Below are 16,097 nucleotides of genomic sequence, written 5' to 3'. Positions count from 1 at the left end.
GCCGGAGGGCGCGGGATTCCCGCGCCCTCCGTTGGCTGTGTCAGCCGACTTCGGCCATGATTTCGTCGGAGACGTCGAAGTTCGCGTAGACGTTCTGGACGTCGTCGCTGTCCTCGAGCGCGTCGATCAGGCGGAAGATCTTGCCGGCGCCGTCGGCGTCCAGCTCGACCGTCATCGACGGGACGAACTGGACGTCGGCCGAGTCGTAGTCGATGCCCGCGCCCTGCAGTGCGGTCCTGGCCTGGACCAGGTCGGTGGCCTCGGTGACGACCTCCCAGGACTCGCCGAGGTCGTTCACCTCCTCGGCACCGGCCTCGAGCACGGCCTCCATCACGTCGTCCTCGGACAGCGACTTCCCGTCCTGGTCCTTGGCCACGACGATGACGCCCTTGCGGTTGAACATGTAGGCGACCGAGTTCGGGTCGGCCAGCGAGCCGCCGTTCCGCGTCATCGCCGTCCGGACATCCGCCGCCGCGCGGTTGCGGTTGTCGGTGAGGCACTCGACCAGCATCGCCACGCCGTTCGGGCCGTAGCCCTCATACATGATCGTCTGGTACTCCGCGCCACCGGCCTCGGCACCGGAGCCACGCTTGACCGCGCGGTCGATGTTGTCGTTCGGGACCGAGGACTTCTTCGCCTTCTGGATGGCGTCGTACAGGGTCGGGTTCCCGCCAGGGTCGCCGCCGCCCATCCGGGCGGCCACCTCGATGTTCTTGATCAGCTTCGCGAAGAGCTTGCCGCGCCTCGCGTCGATGACGGCTTTCTTGTGCTTCGTGGTGGCCCACTTGGAGTGGCCTGACATGGCGAACCCAACCCTTCTACTGCTGCTACCGACTCAGAGGCCGCGGACCAGCTCGGCGAAGTAGCCGTGCAGCCTGGCGTCCCCGGTCATCTCCGGATGGAACGACGTGGCCAGCAGCCGATCGTGGCGAACGGCGACGATCCTACCCGCGGCGGGGCCCGAGCTCACCGTCGAGAGTACCTCGACATCCCGTCCGACCCGCTCCACCCACGGTGCCCGGATGAACACGGCGTGGTACGGCGTGTCGAACGCGGCGAAGTCCAGGTCCGCCTCGAACGAGTCCACCTGCCGCCCGAACGCGTTGCGGCGTACCGTCACGTCGAGTCCGCCGAGGGTCTCCTGACCCTCGATCCCGCCGGTGATCTCGTTCGCCAGCATGATCATCCCGGCGCAGGTGCCGAAGACCGGCATCCCGTCGGCGATCCGCTTCTGCAGCGGCTCGAACAGCTCGAACGCCCGGGCCAGCTTGTCCATCGTGGTCGACTCGCCGCCCGGCAGCACCAGCGCGTCCACCTGCTCCAGCTCGGACGGACGCCGGACCGGCCGCGCCTCGACACCGACCTCGGTCAGCATCGCGACGTGCTCCCGCACATTGCCTTGCAACGCAAACACACCGATGACTGTCATAGCGTCACCCTTCGCTTCCAGTCGAGCGTGACCTCGATGCGGCCTTCGTCGAACGTGGCGGGCAGGTCGTGCTCGTGCAGCAGCGTGAGTACGTCCTCCAGGAGCGGCTCACCAGGTGCGACGTTCGCGGTGTCCGGGTGCCACAGCTTGAGCTCGAGCATGCTGAAGTCGACCGCGTGCCAGACGTCGGTGTCGGTGAAGAACACCAGCCCCTTGGGATCCGGAGCTGCCTCGAGCGCCTGCCGGGCGGCGTGGTGGTCCGACGTGTACCGGACCACCACGAGTCCCAGCTTCTCGAGCTCGGAGAGTACGGCGTCCAGCCGGTCCGGATCCGTCGCCGCCGGCCACTCGGCAGACTCGGCGTTCAGGTCCATCACGGCCTCACCGATGAGCAGCGGCACCAGAGCGGCAGCGTCCATCGACGGAGCGTCCTCCTGGACCGCCTCCGTCAGCGCAGCGGTGATGGCCGCGTGGTCGGCGTACCCGGACCGCACCAGGACGCGAGCGAGGCCGCGCAGCTCCCGCGCGGTCCGCTCGTCCACTGACTGCAGGCTGTTGGTCACCAGCCGCGCTCGGCGAGCCGGTGCGGCTGCGGGATCTCGTCGACGTTGATGCCGACCATGGCCTCGCCCAGGCCGCGGGAGACCTTGGCGATCACGTCGGGGTCGTCGTGGAACGTGGTGGCCTTGACGATCGCCTCGGCGCGCTGGGCCGGGTTGCCGGACTTGAAGATGCCGGAGCCGACGAACACGCCCTCGGCGCCGAGCTGCATCATCATCGCGGCGTCGGCCGGGGTGGCGATGCCACCGGCGGTGAACAGCACCACCGGGAGCTTGCCGGCCTGTGCGACCTCCTTGACCAGCTCGTACGGCGCCTGCAGCTCCTTGGCGGCGACGTACAGCTCGTCCTCGGGGAGGCCCTGCAGCTTGCGGAGCTCCTGGCGGATCTGGCGCATGTGAGTGGTCGCGTTGGACACGTCACCGGTGCCGGCCTCGCCCTTCGAGCGGATCATCGCGGCACCCTCGGTGATCCGGCGCAGCGCCTCGCCCAGGTTGGTCGCACCGCAGACGAACGGCACGGTGAACTGCCACTTGTCGATGTGGTTCGCGTAGTCGGCCGGGGTGAGCACCTCGGACTCGTCGATGTAGTCCACACCGAGGCTCTGCAGCACCTGCGCCTCGACGAAGTGACCGATCCGGGCCTTGGCCATCACCGGGATCGAGACAGTGTTGATGATGCTGTCGATCATGTCCGGGTCGCTCATCCGCGAGACGCCGCCCTGCGCGCGGATGTCGGCCGGGACCCGCTCCAGCGCCATCACCGCGACCGCACCGGCGTCCTCGGCGATCTTGGCCTGCTCGGCGGTGACGACGTCCATGATCACGCCGCCCTTGAGCATCTCGGCCATGCCGCGCTTGACCTTCGCGGTGCCGGTCTCAGGGCCGGTCACAGGGCCGGTCTGGGGGGTCTGGTTCTCGGTCACTACATCCTCCTGGTCGTGGGGCTCCCCTCCAGATTAGGGGGCAGTGGGCACCGATCCTCAGTCCACCTTGGATCAAGTGGACTGAGCCAGCGCGGTACCCAGACGTGCCACCACCAGCCGGAGCGTGGCAGGCGGCGCGGTGAACGGAATGCGGATATGACGGCGGTCCGTGCCCTCTGGTGTGAACAGGTCTCCGGCCCCCAACAGCAGTCCGTGCTCTCTCGCCGCCTCCAGCACCCGTCGTGCGCGTACTTCGGTCAGCTCGAGCCAGAGCGTCATACCTCCGGTCGGCGTGGGCCACGCCACACCGTCGAGCGTCTTGAGACCGGCCTCCAGCGCCATCAGGTTCGCCCTCAGCCGGGTACGGCGGCGGCCGATCACCTTGTCGAGCTTCTGGATGATGGCCTGGGCCAGGAGGTCGTCGAGAGCGCTGGGCGACGCCACACTGAGCTGTGCGGCCGTGTTGATGCGTCTGCGGAGCTGCTTGCCCGTCCGGACCCAGCCGACGCGCAGTCCGCCCCACACCGTCTTCGAGAGCGAGCCGACACTCACAGTGCGCGGGTAGCGACTCAGTGGCTCGGCTTGTTCCCCACTGGCCAGCCAGAGCGGTCGCATGGTCTCGTCGCTGATCAGTGCGGCGCCGTACCGGCGGGCGATCTCGATGATCGTCGTACGGCGATCTGCCGGGATGCTGAGGCCGGTGGGGTTGTGGTTGTCGGCCTGGAGGTAGATGACCTTGGGACGGTGCCGTCGGCAGAGGTGGGCGAGTTGGTCGGTGTCCCAGACGCCTGCGGGCCAGCCGGCCACGTCGAGGCGGTGCTTGCGGAGCAGGTCGAAGGCAGCGGGGTACGTCGGTGTCTCGGTGATCGCTACCCCCGGTCCGAGGTCCAGTCCGGCCAGTGCGGCGTTCAGCCCGGCTGCTGCGCCTACGGTCAGCGTGAGCTGGTCCGGCTCGGTCGGCACGCCCTCGATCGTGAGGCGCTCTGCTAGGGCTTGGCGCAGTTCCAGCGACCCGCCGGGTGGCGGACCGTCTCCGCCCATGGCGTGCGGTAGGGCGTTCTCGACTACTTGCGCTGCCACTTCCGCCACGTCGTGCGGTGCCGCTGTGGTTGCGAACCGGAGGTCTAGGACAGGCTCGTCGCCCGCCGTGACTGTCGAGGCCGGCGCGATCGGGTCCAGTAGGCGGTCGAGTGGTCTGACATGGGTGCCGGAGCCTCGTTTGGTCTCCAGTACGCCGTCTGTCCGCAGTTGGTCCAGCGCTCGTACGACGGTCACCCGGCTGACGCCGAGTCGATCGGCCAGGACGCGTTCCGAGGGGAGGCGTGAGCCGATGGACAGGTCGCCGCGCTCGATCCGGCGCAGGACCAGCGCCTCGACCTGCTCGGTCTTCGTCCCGTCCGCCGGGTCGAGATCCATCTCCCGCCACATAAGTCCAGTCTGACACCAGTGGCCTGACGGCGGTCGCTCCGTCCGCCCGCTGGCGGGTTGTTTGGCGGCTGACGCCGTACATCCCGCCAGCCGTCGAACAAGCCGCCATCGAACCGTCCTCGTCGCCGGCGGACGGACTGTCGGTGGGAGGTGTGAGGATTGGGAGGTGGATGAACGGTGGGCGATTGCGCCGGAGGACGGTGGCGGGGCTGTGCTCGTCGCCTTGCATCCGGATGGGCAGCCTGCTGGTCCGGTGCTGCATGAGCCGTCGCTGGCAGGCGCGGTCGGTTCGCGTCCGCACGTGTCCCGGTGGGTGTGGCGATCGTCTGCCGAGATCTATCCACGGTTGCTGGCCGGCGGCGTACGGGTGGAGCGCTGCTACGACATCGAGAACAGCGAAGGGTTGCTGCTCGGGCATGCGGGCCGGTTGGGCGAGCCACGCTCGGCGGCTGCGGCTTGGGGGCGGCTGAGCGGTGGGCCTGTCCCACCGGATCCGCCGCTGCGCGCCGTCGTACCAGGTGAGCAGTCGTCTTTGTTCGAGATCCAGGAGGAGCCGGTTGCCTTCGAGGCGCTGCTCCGGGTGTACGCCGATCAGCTCCGGCGGCATGGAGAGGCGGAGTACCCGGACCGGATGCGGTTGCTCACGGCATCGGAATCGTCGGGGATGCTGGTCGCCGCGGAGATGGACCGGGCCGGTTTGCCGTGGAGCTCGGAAGCCCATCGCGCCGTGCTGACCGAGCTGCTGGGTGAGCGATTCGGCGGGACCGGTGAGCCGCGGCGGCTGACCGAGCTCGCGGACGAGGTGTCGGCGGCGTTCGGGCGGCGGGTGCGGCCGGATCTGCCGGCGGACGTGCTGAAGGCGTTCAAGCAGGCCGGGTACCAGCTGAAGTCGACCCGGCGGTGGGAGCTGGAGACGATCGACCATCCGGCGGTCGTGCCGCTGGTCGAGTACAAGAAGCTCTATCGGATCTACACGGCGAACGGGTGGTCCTGGCTGCAGGACTGGGTGCATGACGGCCGGTTCCGGCCTGGGTTCGTGCCTGGTGGGACGGTCTCGGGGCGCTGGATCACCAACGGCGGTGGCGGTTTGCAGATCCCCAAGGTGATCCGTCGCGCGGTCGTCGCCGACCCCGGCTGGAGCCTCGTGGTCGCGGACGCGTCCCAGCTCGAGCCGCGTATCCTCGCCGCGATCTCTCGCGATCCGGCGTTGATGGAGGTCTCGAGTGATCCCGGTGATCTCTACAAGGCTGTGTCGGACCAGGCGTTCTCCGGTGACCGCGCGAAGGCGAAGCTCGCCGTACTCGGCGCGATCTACGGCCAGACGTCCGGCGACGGGCTCAAGAACCTGGCCATGCTGCGCAGACGCTTCCCGCTGGCAGTCGCGTACGTCGACGACGCCGCACGCGCCGGCGAGGAAGGCCGCCTCGTCCGCACCTGGCTAGGCCGCACCTGCCCACCGGCCGGCGCCCCGCTCGACGACGCGATGCTCGAAGGTCCACCCGCCGACGAGCCGCAAACCGACGCCCGCCACGCAAGAGCCCGCGGCCGCTTCACCCGCAACTTCGTCGTCCAAGGCAGCGCCGCCGACTGGGCGCTCCTCATGCTCGCCGCCCTCCGCCAATCCCTGGCGGACCTCAAAGCCGAACTCGTCTTCTTCCAACACGACGAGGTCATAGTCCACTGCCCCACCGAAGAGGCCCCGACCGTCGCCGAAGCCATCCAAGCCGCCAGCAACCTGGCCGGCACTCTCACCTTCGGCCCCACCCCCACCAACTTCGCCTTCACCACCACAACCGCAAAAACCTACGCCGACGCCAAGTAGTCCGGCAGGTTGTAGAGGGAGAAGTTGGTGGTTTCGTAGGCGGTTATTTCGGCTATTCGGCCTTGTTCTACTCGGAAGATGTCTAGGCCGAAGGGGGTGTGGGTGGGGGTGCCGGGGGGTTTTAGGTAGGCGGCGAGGGTGGGTTGGTGGTTGACGGTGGTGGGGAGGAAGCGCCAGTGGCCGCGGTAGGTCGGGTTGAGGTCGGGGGCCAGGGAGCGGCGGGCGGCGGCTAGGCCTTCGAACCAGAAGGGGTACGGCGGCATGGTGATGCGGACGTCCTCGTGCATCAGGGCGACCAGGGCGTCGGGGTCGCCGGCTTCCCAGGCGGCGACGTACTTGCGGAGGAGGGCTTGTTCGTCGGCGGATGACGGGGTGGCGGACCACTCGGAGCGGTGTGGGGGCAGGTGGTCGCGGAGGACGGGACGGGCGCGTTGGAGGGCTGAGTTGACGGCCGCGACGGTCAGATCGGTGGCGTCGGCGGTGTCCCGAGCGGGCCAGCCGAGGACGTCGCGGAAGATGAGTACGGCGCGTTGCCGCGGTGGCAACTGCTGGATTGCCACCAAGAACGCCAGCTCGATCGTCTCCCGGCGTACGACCTGCGCGTCCGGCTCCTCGGCGCGATCGAGCAGTACGTCGGGGAACGGCTGCAGCCACGGCAGATCCTCGCGAGGCGGGAGCGCGGTCGCCGGGAACGACGCCGGTTCGAGCTGATACGGGAGGACACGCTGCGGACGTCGTACGTCGTCGATGCACGCGTTGGTCGCGATCCGGTAGAGCCAGGCACGCAGCGAAGAGCGGCCTTCGAAGTCGTCGCGCCGGCGCCACGCCCGCAGGAACGTCTCTTGCACCATGTCCTCGGCGTCGTCGTACGAGCCGAGCATCCGGTAGCAGTGCACCCGCAACTCATGCCGGTGCTTCTCGAAATCCTCGAAGTCGGTGCTCAACTGCCGTCCTCCAACTCGATCGTGGTCGGCATCGGCGCGTGCCCGGCCAGCCGGAACCAGCTCACCAGCCGCCGCCGGCGCAGTTCGCGCGTCGACACCACGATGTCGTTGTGGAAGCGGCGTGCCAACTGGACCCGCCGCATCGCGAGGTTCAGCTCAGCGGTCCACGGCTCGACATCGGTGCCGGTGGCATGGATCGCGCGGGTCAGCGCCGACTCCCGCTGCTCGCGCTCCTCCGGCGACGCGGTCCGGGCGCGATGCGCCGCGTCGAGCAGCAGCAGCGACGACGCGGGGTCGAGCATCCCACTGCCACCTAGCTCACCGACCAGCGCGGAACGCCGGGCGAGCTCAGTCTCCAGTGACGCCCGGGCGAGGTCGACCCGGTGGTGCAGACGATCCAGCCGTCCGGCCGTCCAGCTCGCGTAGGCGCCGAACAGCAGCAGCACCACACCGATCGCGAGCAGCGCCCAGGACACCATCACGAATCTATTCGATCACCCCTTACGGAGCGCTGACGGACGAGGCGAATCCGGTAATCATCGCTCCGGCCGCGACTAGCGTCGGGACCATGGCTGATATCGGTGTGATCGGCGGTTCCGGCTTCTACTCGTTCCTGACCGACGCGAAACCTGTCGAGGTCGACACCCCGTTCGGCGCGCCCAGCGAGCCGCCGGTCGTGGGTGATCTGGACGGTCGCGAGGTGGCGTTCATCCCCCGGCACGGCGCGGATCACCGCTTCGCACCGCACCGCGTCAACTATCGCGCCAACCTGTGGGCGCTGCGGTCGCTCGGCGTCCGCCAGGTCCTCGGGCCGTGCGCGGTCGGCTCGCTGAAACCGGAGCTCACTCCCGGGACGTTCGTCGTCCCCGACCAGTACGTCGACCGCACCTGGGGACGCGCGCACACGGTGTACGACGAGACGCCGGTGGTCCACACGTCGGCCGCCGACCCGTACTGCCCGGTCGGCCGGGCCACGGTGATTGCTACCGGCAACGTCGTACCGGAAGGGACGATGGTGGTGATCAACGGACCGCGGTTCTCGACTCGCGCCGAGTCTCGGTGGCATGCGGCGCAGGGTTGGTCGGTCGTCGGCATGACCGGCGCACCCGAGGCGTCCATCGCGCGGGAACTCGCGCTCTGCTACACCTCGATCGCCGTCGTCACCGACCACGATGCGGGTGTGGAGACCGGCAGCGGCGTCACGCAGGCCGAGGTCCTCGAGGCGTTCGAGCACAGCATCGAGCGACTCAGGGGTCTCGTCATCGAGGTGATCAGTCAGCTGCCGAAGCCGGACGCCGATTGCAGCTGCCGGCATGTGCTCGACGGTACGGCGGCGGAGGACCTCTGGTGAGAGTCCTACTGACCGGCGGGGCCGGCTTCATCGGCCGGCACGTCCACACCCAGCTCGTTGCCGAGGGCCACGAGGTCGTCGTACTCGATTCCTTCCGCCCCGACGTCCACGCGCACAAACCCGCGTCGCGGCCCGGGCTGATCGTCGGCGACGTCCGCGACGCCGAGGTCGTTCAGAGAGCGCTCCGCGGCATCGACACCGTCGTCCACCTGGCCGCGAAGGTCGGCCTCGGGGTCGACCTCGACGATCTGGACGACTACGTCTCCAGCAACAGCCTCGGTACGGCGATCCTCCTCCGCGGACTCGCGCACGCGAAGGTCCGGCGCCTCGTCTACGCAAGCTCGATGGTCGTGTACGGCGAGGGCCGGTACGACTGCGACGTACACGGTCATGTCGCGCCCGGTCCGCGCCAGACCGAAGATCTCGACGCCGGCCGCTTCGAACCACCCTGCCCGCGGTGCGGCGCCCAACTCCGGCCCGGTCTCGTCGAGGAGGACGCCGTACTGGATCCGCGGAATGCGTATGCGGCCAGCAAGCTCAACGGTGAACACCTCGCTGCCTCCTGGGCGCGCGAGACCGGCGGCCGAGTGAGCGCGCTCCGGTTTCACAACGTCTACGGCCCCGGCATGCCGCGGAACACGCCGTACGCCGGGGTCGCGGCGATCTTCCGGTCCACGCTGGAGCGGGGCGAGGCGCCGACGGTCTTCGAGGACGGCCGGCAACGCCGCGACTTCATTCATGTCCACGACATCGCCACCGCCGTGAGCGCCGCCGCCGGAGCGCTGTCCGAGCCATTCACCGCCTACAACGTCGGCAGCGGAACTATCCACACGATCGGAGACGTAGCCGCCGAACTCTCGCGCGCCTACAACGGCCCGCCCCCAGTCACCACCGGCCAATACCGCCTCGGCGACGTCCGCCACATCACCGCGAACTCCGATCGCCTCCGCGACCAACTCGGCTGGAAACCGACCTACGACCTGGCAACCGGCCTAGCCAACCTCCTCCAGTCCACAGACCCAGCTCCGGCCTGAGCCGGAGCAGCAGAAAGAAGAAGTGCCGAGCGACGGCACACACAGGCGACCTGGAGGAGCTCGGCGCGGCGGTGGTGAACGAGCTCAGCTCGGCGGTGAGCTGCAGGAGCTCGGCTGCGCGGTGAGCTTGAGGTGCTTAGTTGTTGGCTGAGACTGGGGGGAGGTCTATTTGGAAGGCGCAGCCGCCGGCGATGTTGGTGACGCCGATGGTGCCGTCGTGCGATTCGACTACGCCGCGGGCTATTGCCAGGCCTAGGCCTCCGCCGCTCGAGCCGGCGGCGTTGGCGGGGGTGCGTTGTTCGTCGCCGCGCCAGCCGACGTCGAAGACGCGTTCCAGATCGTCGGTCGGAATGCCGCCACACGCGTCGGTCACGGCGAGGCGCACGCGGCCGTCAGCCTCACGGTCGACTGTCAGGGTGACCGTCCCGCCTGGTTCGGTGTGACGGATCGCGTTGCCGACCAGGTTCGTCACCGCGCGGGTCAGCTCGTCGGGATCGCCTTGAACCGCGAGCCGATCGTCACCACCCGGCGTCGAGACCGCCAGCCGCACGCCGGATGCCCGTGCGTGCTCACCGTTCTCCCCCGCCACGTCCTCCGCGAGCTCACGCAGACTGACCGCCGACCGCCGCCGCGGCAACGGCGCCGCCGACAACCGCGACAACTCGAACAGATCGTCAACCAATCCGGTCATGCGATCCACGGTCGACCGCATCTGCCGTAGCGCCCCCGGTACGTCGTCGACCACGCCGTCCTCGAGTCCTTCCGAGACGGCCCGCAACCCGGCGAGCGGCGTACGCAGATCGTGCGACATGAACGCGACCAGCTCCCGCCGGCTGGACTCGAGCGCACGCTCGCGCTCGTTGGACGCGGCCAGCTTGCGCCGCGTCAGCTCCAGCTCCTCCGTCAGCGCCGCCAACTCCGCGGGGACCGCGCCCCTGACCACCTCGGACGGCTCGTACGACGTACCCAGATGGCGAAGCCGCCGGCCGACCTCCCGCGATCCTGTGCTGATCCATTGACCGAGGAGCACGGACATCCCGAGCCCGAGCAAGGCGGCGAACGCCAGCGTCCACAGCACCACCCACGAGTCATGCTCGGAGATGAACATCGCCCGCACGCTCTGCAGCACCGCCGCGAGCGCAGCCGCCATCGGCGCAAGCGCCGCCACGATCATCGTGATGCGCAGCGAACGACGCCGGAACTGCCACAGGATCGCGCCACCGATTGCCGCGACCACCAGTGTCCACAGCGTGGTGAGCGCGAGGATCGTGACCATGTCTCGATTCATTCGGCATCCCCGACGAACCGGTAGCCCGTCCGCGGCACGGTCACCACCAGCCGCGGATCGGACGGATCCGCCTCGATCTTCTCCCGCAGCCGGCGTACGTGGACCGTGACCGTCGAGGAGTCTCCGAAGTCCCAGCCCCAGACCCGCCGGAGCAGCTCGGCCTTCGTGTACGCCTTCCCCGCGTGCGACACCAGGAACGCGAGCAGATCGAATTCGCGATGCGTCAGCGACAGCTCAGTCCCGTCCAGAGACGCGAGCCGGGCGCCCGTATCGATCGCGACCGGTCCCGCGCTCAGCTTCGTCGGGGTCAGATCGAGCCCGGCCAAGCGCTCCTCGCGGCGCAGCATCGCCTGCACCCGCAGCGTGAGCTCGCGCGGGCTGAACGGCTTGACCACGTAGTCGTCCGCGCCGACCTCGAGTCCGACCAGGCGGTCCTCCTCGTCAGCCCGGGCGGACAGCATGATCACCGCGGCCCCGTCGTCGGCCGCGCGCATCCGGCGCAGCACCTCCAGCCCGGACAGTCCGGGCAGCATCACGTCCAGTACGACGACCGACGGTTTCCACTGCTGCCAGACCTCGACCGCCGCGACACCGTCGGCCACCACCCGGGCGTCGTACCCGGCCTTGGTCAGGTACGCAGAGACGACGTTGGACACGGTCGGGTCGTCGTCGACGACGAGTACACGAGTAGCCACGATCAGAGCCTAGATCGTCCGGGCCGGGGCCGAGCCCGGTGCTTCCTGGGTGACACCGGACGTAAGCGAGCCGTAGTCAGGTTCGGCGCCCCGCGGCCGGCGATTGTCCCTACGGTCGAAGAGTGTCAGTCGATCTCATCCTGCCGTGCCTGAACGAGGCGGCCGCGCTGCCCTGGGTGCTCGAACGGCTGCCCGTGGGCGTCCGGGCCGTTGTCGTCGACAACGGATCCACCGACGGGTCGCCGGAGATCGCCGCGCGCTTCGGCGCGTCGGTGGTCCGGTGCGAGGTTCGCGGGTACGGCGCTGCGTGTCATGCCGGTCTGGAAGCGGCCGAGGCCGAGGTGGTCGCGTTCATGGACGCGGACGCCTCGCTCGATCCGCGGCAGCTGGACCGGGTGACGGCACCGGTGCTCGCGGGCGCGGTCGATCTGATGGTGGGGCGTCGTAGGGCGCTCTCGCGGCGTTCTTGGCCGTGGCATCTGCGGTTGGCGAACGCCGAGCTGTCCCGGCGGATCCGGCGCCGTACCGGTGTTGCGCTGCACGACCTGGGACCGATGCGCGCGGCGCGTCGGTCGGCGTTGCTGGGTCTGGAGCTGCGTGACCGGCGGTCGGGCTATCCGCTCGAGACCGTGGTCCGTGCCGCGGAGGCCGGATGGCGGATCGCTGAGGTGGACGTCGACTACCTGCCTCGATCCGGGCGATCCAAGGTCACTGGTACGCCGCTCGGTGCTGCCCGGGCCGTGCTGGACATGTCGAAGGTGCTGGCCGGATGAACCGCGGGACTCTGATCGTCATCGCGAAGGAGCCGGTGGCGGGGCGGGTGAAGACGCGGCTGCAGACCGAGTTCACCGCGCACGAAGCGGCCGCGCTGGCTCGGGCGTCGCTGGTGGACACGCTGAACACGGTTCGGTCGGCGCGCGCGTCCCGTCGTGTCCTTGCGCTCGACGGTGACCCGGGGCCGTGGCTGCCGGATGGCTTCGAGGTGATCGGACAGCGCGGTGACGGGCTGGACGAGCGGTTGGCGGCGGCCTTCGAGGACGCCTTCGACGGTACGCCGATGCTGCTCGTCGGGATGGATACGCCGCAGCTCACGGCCGGTCTGTTGAGTGTGCCGTGGTCCGGGTACGACGCGATGCTCGGGCTGACTGAGGACGGTGGCTATTGGTGTCTCGGGTTGCGCAGGCCGGATGCTCGCGCGCTGATCGGCGTACCGATGTCGACGGATCACACCGGGCGGGATCAGCTGCGGCGGCTGCAGGATCTCGGGCTGCGGGTGTTGTTGCTGCCGACGTTGCGGGACATGGACACGCCTCGGGACGCGTCGGCTATTGCGGCGGCGCATCCGTCGTTGCGGGTGTCGCGGTTGTACCGGCGGTTGCAGCACGCAGCGCATCCGGGGCTGCTGTTCGAGCAGGCGTTGGATGGTACGACGAGGGTGGTCGCTACCGGCATCGATGGACGGACGGTGCCGTCGTTGTCGGAGCTGGATCGGTGGAGGTCTCCTGCGGATGAGGTGGACCGGCTGGCGTTGAGCCGCTGCGAGGGGCCGGTGTTGGACGTCGGATGTGGGCCTGGGCGGATCGTGACAGCGCTGGCGGAACGTGGGATACCTGCTCTTGGGGTGGATATCTCGCCGCGGGCGGTTTCGCTGACGACGTCGCGTGGGGCGGCTGCGCTACGGCGGCCGGTGCAGGATCGGCTGCCGGGCGAGGGGCGGTGGGGCAGCGTTCTGTTGATGGACGGGAACATCGGGATCGGAGGGGACCCGGCCGACCTGCTGCGACGGTGTGCCGAACTCGTCCGCCCCGACGGCTTGGTGTTGGTCGAGGTCGATCCCGATGACGACCTGGACGAGACCGCTCCGATCGTCCTGCGCAGCTCCACCGGCCGTCGCTCGACTCCGTTGCCCTGGGCAAGAGTGGGAACCCGCGCTCTGCTCAGGCACGCTCACGCCGTACACCTCCACCCCACCGAAGACTGGCGCGCCGGCCACCGAGCCTTCCTAACCCTCCGCCCCACCGCCTGATGACAGAACAGACAAGCCCGGGAACGCCGCCGCGACAGACGAGGGGCGATGCTGGAGCGACGATGCGTGGGGCGAACGGCCGGGCGGTCCGCGGGGTTGGTCCGGTGAAGCGGCAGGTGGTTGGCGGGGTCCCTCGGCTGAACCGGCGAGTGGTTGGCGGGGCAGTCGGTGGGGGCGGCGTGGCGGTGGCGTCGGCGGGGTGGATGGGGTGATCCGGCGAGCGGCCGGCGGGGTCGGCGGGGCGAGCGGGCGGCTGGTTGCCGGAGCAGTCGGTGGGGGCGTGGCGGTGGGGGTTGCTGGGGTTGTGGTTGTGGCTGCTGATAGGCAGTGGTGGCCGAACTTGGTGTTGGTGGTGGGGAGTTTGGTGGTTGCGGGGGTGGTTTGGGGGGTTGGGCGGCGGTGGGGGGTGGTGGTGGTTGTAGTGGTTGCTGGGGTTTGTCAGGTGCCGGGGCTGCTTCATGCGCCGATTACGAGCACCGACGCTTATCGGTACGTGTGGGACGGGCGGGTGCAGTTGTCGGGGAGTTCGCCGTACTCGCACGTGCCTCTCGATGACGCTTTGGCGCAACTGAGGGATCCGGTGCTGTTTCCGGGGCTGTCACCCGCTGAGAGATCGGGAGTGACTGGTCCCCCGCGACTCCCGAAGGATCCGGCGGCGCTTGCCGCCTTGTCCGCCGACGACCCCAGGACGCGGATCAATCGACCTCGGGTGCCGACCATCTACCCGCCTGTGGCGCAGGCGTACTTCGCCGTGGTCGCGTTCGTCACCCCGTGGTCCGCGGGCACCCTAGGGCTTCAGGTCGCCGCCGCGTTGCTTGCGATCGCGCTCACCTGGCTACTCGCGGTAGGCGGCCGCGATCCGCGCTGGGCTGCGTTGTGGGGTTGGTCACCGATCGTCGCGCTCGAAGCCGGCAACGCCGCGCACATCGACGTCCTCGGCGCACTCCTGATCACGGCGGCAGTGATGACCGCCGCCCGCCGCCCGAAACTCGCCGGCCTGATCCTCGGAGCCGCCGCCAGCGTCAAGCTCCTGCCGCTGCTACTCCTGCCAGCATTCCGCAAACGCTCCGGCCTCGTTGCCATCGGCACCTTTACCGCGTCCTACATCCCGCACCTGATTGCCGCAGGCACCTTGGTCCTCGGCTTCCTCCCCGGCTACCTGACCCAGGAAGGGTTCTCCGACGGCAGCTCCCGATCTGCGATTCTCGCGCTCCTGCTGCCTCCTGAGGCCCGCCAGCTCGTCGCGGCCGCCCTCGCGATCGGCCTCGCCGCCCTCGCCTTCCACCGCGCCCGCCACGAACCGATCGCGATCACCTGCTGCTGGCTGTACGGCGCCGCACTCCTCGTCGCCACCCCGACGTACCCCTGGTACGGCCTCCCCCTGATAGCCCTCGCAGCCCTGTCCCACCGCCCCGAATGGCTCGCCGTACCACTCGCGTCGTACCTGGCCTACGCGAGCTTCGGCCACGAGACCCGGCAGGGTCTGATCCACCTCACAGCCGCTGTCATCGTCCTCATCGGACTCACACTGCGTCACAGGTCCGTTACACCAAAGCGGTTTGACGCGATCGATGCTGCCACCAACACTGATCGGCGTGACGAAACGCATCGCACTGGCAACCTCGGCCGATCACGCTGAGCTGCACGCGCATGACCTCCCACTCGTCGACGCCCTCCGTGCCGCCGGCCTCGACCCGGTCGCCGAGGTCTGGACCGACCCGTCGGTCGACTGGTCCGCGTACGACGGGGTCCTGCTCCGCTCGGTGTGGGACTACCACCTGAGGTACGACGAGTTCACCGAATGGCTCGCGCTCGTCGACAAGGGCGGCGTACCGGTCTTCAACGACAGCGGTCTGGTCCGCTGGAACGGCGACAAGCGCTACCTGCTGGAACTGCGCGAGCGCGGCGTCGCGATCGTGCCGTCGCAGATCGCGGCCGGTGCCTGCCTGCGTGAGGTCGTGGGCGGGCTCGACGGCCAGCAGATCGTGATCAAGCCGACCGTGAGCGCGACCGCCCGCCACACTGTCCGCGGCGTGGCCGGCTCCCCCGAGCTCACCCAGGCGATCGACGAACTCCCCGACATCGTGTACCTGGTCCAGCCGTTCCTGCCCGAGATCCAGACCGACGGCGAGTGGTCGCTGATGTTCATCGACGGCGAGTTCACCCACGCCGTCGTGAAGCGCCCCGCGGCAGGCGACTACCGCGTCCAGGAGGAGTACGGCGGCCACGCAACGGTCACCGAGCCGTCCCCGGCCATCCTCGACAGCGCCCAAGCGGCACTGCAGGCGGCCGGTCGCACGCCGGTCTATGCCCGCATCGACGGCGTTGTGGTCAACGGCCGCTTCCTCCTGATGGAACTCGAGCTCATCGAGCCCTACCTGTACCTCCCCCAGTCCCCCGAAGCGACCCACAAACTCGCCACCACCGTCGCCACGCGCCTCTAGCCGGCGCGGCGTCTGCCTCGCACGGTCGCTTGGGGGTGTGTGCATTTCGACAGGAGGTGTCGGGCTGGCATCCACCCGGCACGGTCAAGGATCCCGTCGCGAGCCGGATCTCGCCCGATACCTCCTGTCCGGCTGCCCGGGATCTCGTCGTCA

At 69.2% G+C, this 16,097-nt stretch carries 16 protein-coding genes; 7 read left to right on the top strand and 9 right to left on the bottom strand.

Translation table 11 applies throughout. The features are described from left to right. Window positions 1-40: 40 nt before the first annotated feature. The 5 genes from E0H73_RS10690 to E0H73_RS10670 all read right to left on the bottom strand — a co-directional run bounded on the left by E0H73_RS10690 (window position 41) and on the right by E0H73_RS10670 (window position 4,340). Entirely contained in the window at window positions 41-802 is a 762-nt protein-coding gene (locus E0H73_RS10690; RefSeq protein ID WP_131353487.1) for a YebC/PmpR family DNA-binding transcriptional regulator, read from the bottom strand. A gap of 33 nt (window positions 803-835) precedes the next feature. Continuing rightward, on the bottom strand, window positions 836-1,429 hold the full coding sequence (gene pdxT, locus E0H73_RS10685; protein ID WP_131353485.1) for a pyridoxal 5'-phosphate synthase glutaminase subunit PdxT: 594 nt from the start codon (window positions 1,427-1,429) through the stop codon (window positions 836-838). After that, on the bottom strand, window positions 1,426-1,971 hold the full coding sequence (locus E0H73_RS10680; protein WP_238163931.1) for a DUF6891 domain-containing protein: 546 nt from the start codon (window positions 1,969-1,971) through the stop codon (window positions 1,426-1,428). The genes pdxT and E0H73_RS10680 overlap by 4 nt, the downstream gene beginning before the upstream one ends. Window positions 1,972-1,988: 17 nt before the next feature. Next, entirely contained in the window at window positions 1,989-2,912 is a 924-nt protein-coding gene (pdxS, locus tag E0H73_RS10675; RefSeq protein ID WP_131353483.1) for a pyridoxal 5'-phosphate synthase lyase subunit PdxS, read from the bottom strand. A 72-nt stretch (window positions 2,913-2,984) separates the two neighbouring features. Then, window positions 2,985-4,340 (bottom strand): aminotransferase-like domain-containing protein, encoded by a 1,356-nt coding sequence (locus E0H73_RS10670; protein WP_131353481.1) that lies wholly within the window; start codon window positions 4,338-4,340, stop codon window positions 2,985-2,987. 166 nt (window positions 4,341-4,506) lie between these two features. Here E0H73_RS10670 and E0H73_RS10665 point away from each other — a divergent pair, with 166 nt between their 5' ends. Next, on the top strand, window positions 4,507-6,162 hold the full coding sequence (locus E0H73_RS10665; RefSeq protein ID WP_131353479.1) for a bifunctional 3'-5' exonuclease/DNA polymerase: 1,656 nt from the start codon (window positions 4,507-4,509) through the stop codon (window positions 6,160-6,162). Here the strand turns inward: E0H73_RS10665 and E0H73_RS10660 are convergent. Together E0H73_RS10660 and E0H73_RS10655 are read right to left on the bottom strand one after the other, a co-directional pair. Continuing rightward, window positions 6,144-7,106 carry an RNA polymerase subunit sigma-70 gene (locus E0H73_RS10660; RefSeq protein WP_131353477.1) on the bottom strand — a complete coding sequence of 321 codons (963 nt, stop codon included), beginning with the start codon at window positions 7,104-7,106 and terminating at the stop codon, window positions 6,144-6,146. The genes E0H73_RS10665 and E0H73_RS10660 overlap by 19 nt on opposite strands. Then, window positions 7,103-7,585, bottom strand: a complete 483-nt coding sequence (locus E0H73_RS10655) for a hypothetical protein (protein WP_131354620.1) — start codon at window positions 7,583-7,585, stop codon at window positions 7,103-7,105. Before E0H73_RS10655 ends, E0H73_RS10660 begins: the two co-directional genes overlap by 4 nt. 89 nt (window positions 7,586-7,674) lie before the next feature. On the opposite strand from E0H73_RS10655, the gene E0H73_RS10650 reads away from it, so the two are divergent. Both E0H73_RS10650 and E0H73_RS10645 read left to right on the top strand, forming a co-directional pair. After that, entirely contained in the window at window positions 7,675-8,457 is a 783-nt protein-coding gene (locus tag E0H73_RS10650) for an S-methyl-5'-thioadenosine phosphorylase (RefSeq protein ID WP_131353475.1), read from the top strand. Further along, window positions 8,454-9,491 carry an NAD-dependent epimerase/dehydratase family protein gene (locus tag E0H73_RS10645; protein ID WP_131353474.1) on the top strand — a complete coding sequence of 346 codons (1,038 nt, stop codon included), beginning with the start codon at window positions 8,454-8,456 and terminating at the stop codon, window positions 9,489-9,491. The genes E0H73_RS10650 and E0H73_RS10645 overlap by 4 nt, the downstream gene beginning before the upstream one ends. 136 nt (window positions 9,492-9,627) lie before the next feature. Here E0H73_RS10645 and E0H73_RS10640 read toward each other — a convergent pair whose 3' ends face one another. Both E0H73_RS10640 and E0H73_RS10635 read right to left on the bottom strand, forming a co-directional pair. Further along, on the bottom strand, window positions 9,628-10,779 hold the full coding sequence (locus tag E0H73_RS10640) for a sensor histidine kinase (RefSeq protein WP_131353472.1): 1,152 nt from the start codon (window positions 10,777-10,779) through the stop codon (window positions 9,628-9,630). Next, a complete protein-coding gene (locus E0H73_RS10635) occupies window positions 10,776-11,474 on the bottom strand; it encodes a response regulator transcription factor (protein ID WP_131353470.1) in 699 nt (232 codons plus the stop codon). Before E0H73_RS10635 ends, E0H73_RS10640 begins: the two co-directional genes overlap by 4 nt. Window positions 11,475-11,596: 122 nt before the next feature. Here E0H73_RS10635 and E0H73_RS10630 point away from each other — a divergent pair, with 122 nt between their 5' ends. The 4 genes from E0H73_RS10630 (at window position 11,597) to E0H73_RS10615 (ending at window position 15,944) form a co-directional block, all read left to right on the top strand. Continuing rightward, entirely contained in the window at window positions 11,597-12,247 is a 651-nt protein-coding gene (locus E0H73_RS10630; RefSeq protein WP_131353468.1) for a glycosyltransferase family 2 protein, read from the top strand. Then, on the top strand, window positions 12,244-13,500 hold the full coding sequence (locus tag E0H73_RS47925) for a DUF2064 domain-containing protein (RefSeq protein WP_131353466.1): 1,257 nt from the start codon (window positions 12,244-12,246) through the stop codon (window positions 13,498-13,500). Before E0H73_RS10630 ends, E0H73_RS47925 begins: the two co-directional genes overlap by 4 nt. Window positions 13,501-14,119: 619 nt before the next feature. Further along, the gene (locus E0H73_RS10620; RefSeq protein WP_165555592.1) at window positions 14,120-15,139 is read left to right on the top strand and encodes a glycosyltransferase 87 family protein; all 1,020 of its coding nucleotides are present in this window, start codon (window positions 14,120-14,122) and stop codon (window positions 15,137-15,139) included. Next, the gene (locus E0H73_RS10615) at window positions 15,096-15,944 is read left to right on the top strand and encodes an ATP-grasp domain-containing protein (RefSeq protein ID WP_131353462.1); all 849 of its coding nucleotides are present in this window, start codon (window positions 15,096-15,098) and stop codon (window positions 15,942-15,944) included. The genes E0H73_RS10620 and E0H73_RS10615 overlap by 44 nt, the downstream gene beginning before the upstream one ends. Window positions 15,945-16,097 lie beyond the last annotated feature (153 nt).

The sequence above is a fragment of the Kribbella pittospori genome, assembly GCF_004331465.1.
Classification (GTDB): domain Bacteria; phylum Actinomycetota; class Actinomycetes; order Propionibacteriales; family Kribbellaceae; genus Kribbella; species Kribbella pittospori.
Note: the sequence above shows the minus strand (reverse complement) of the source record. Positions and strands in the feature narration are given on the sequence as shown.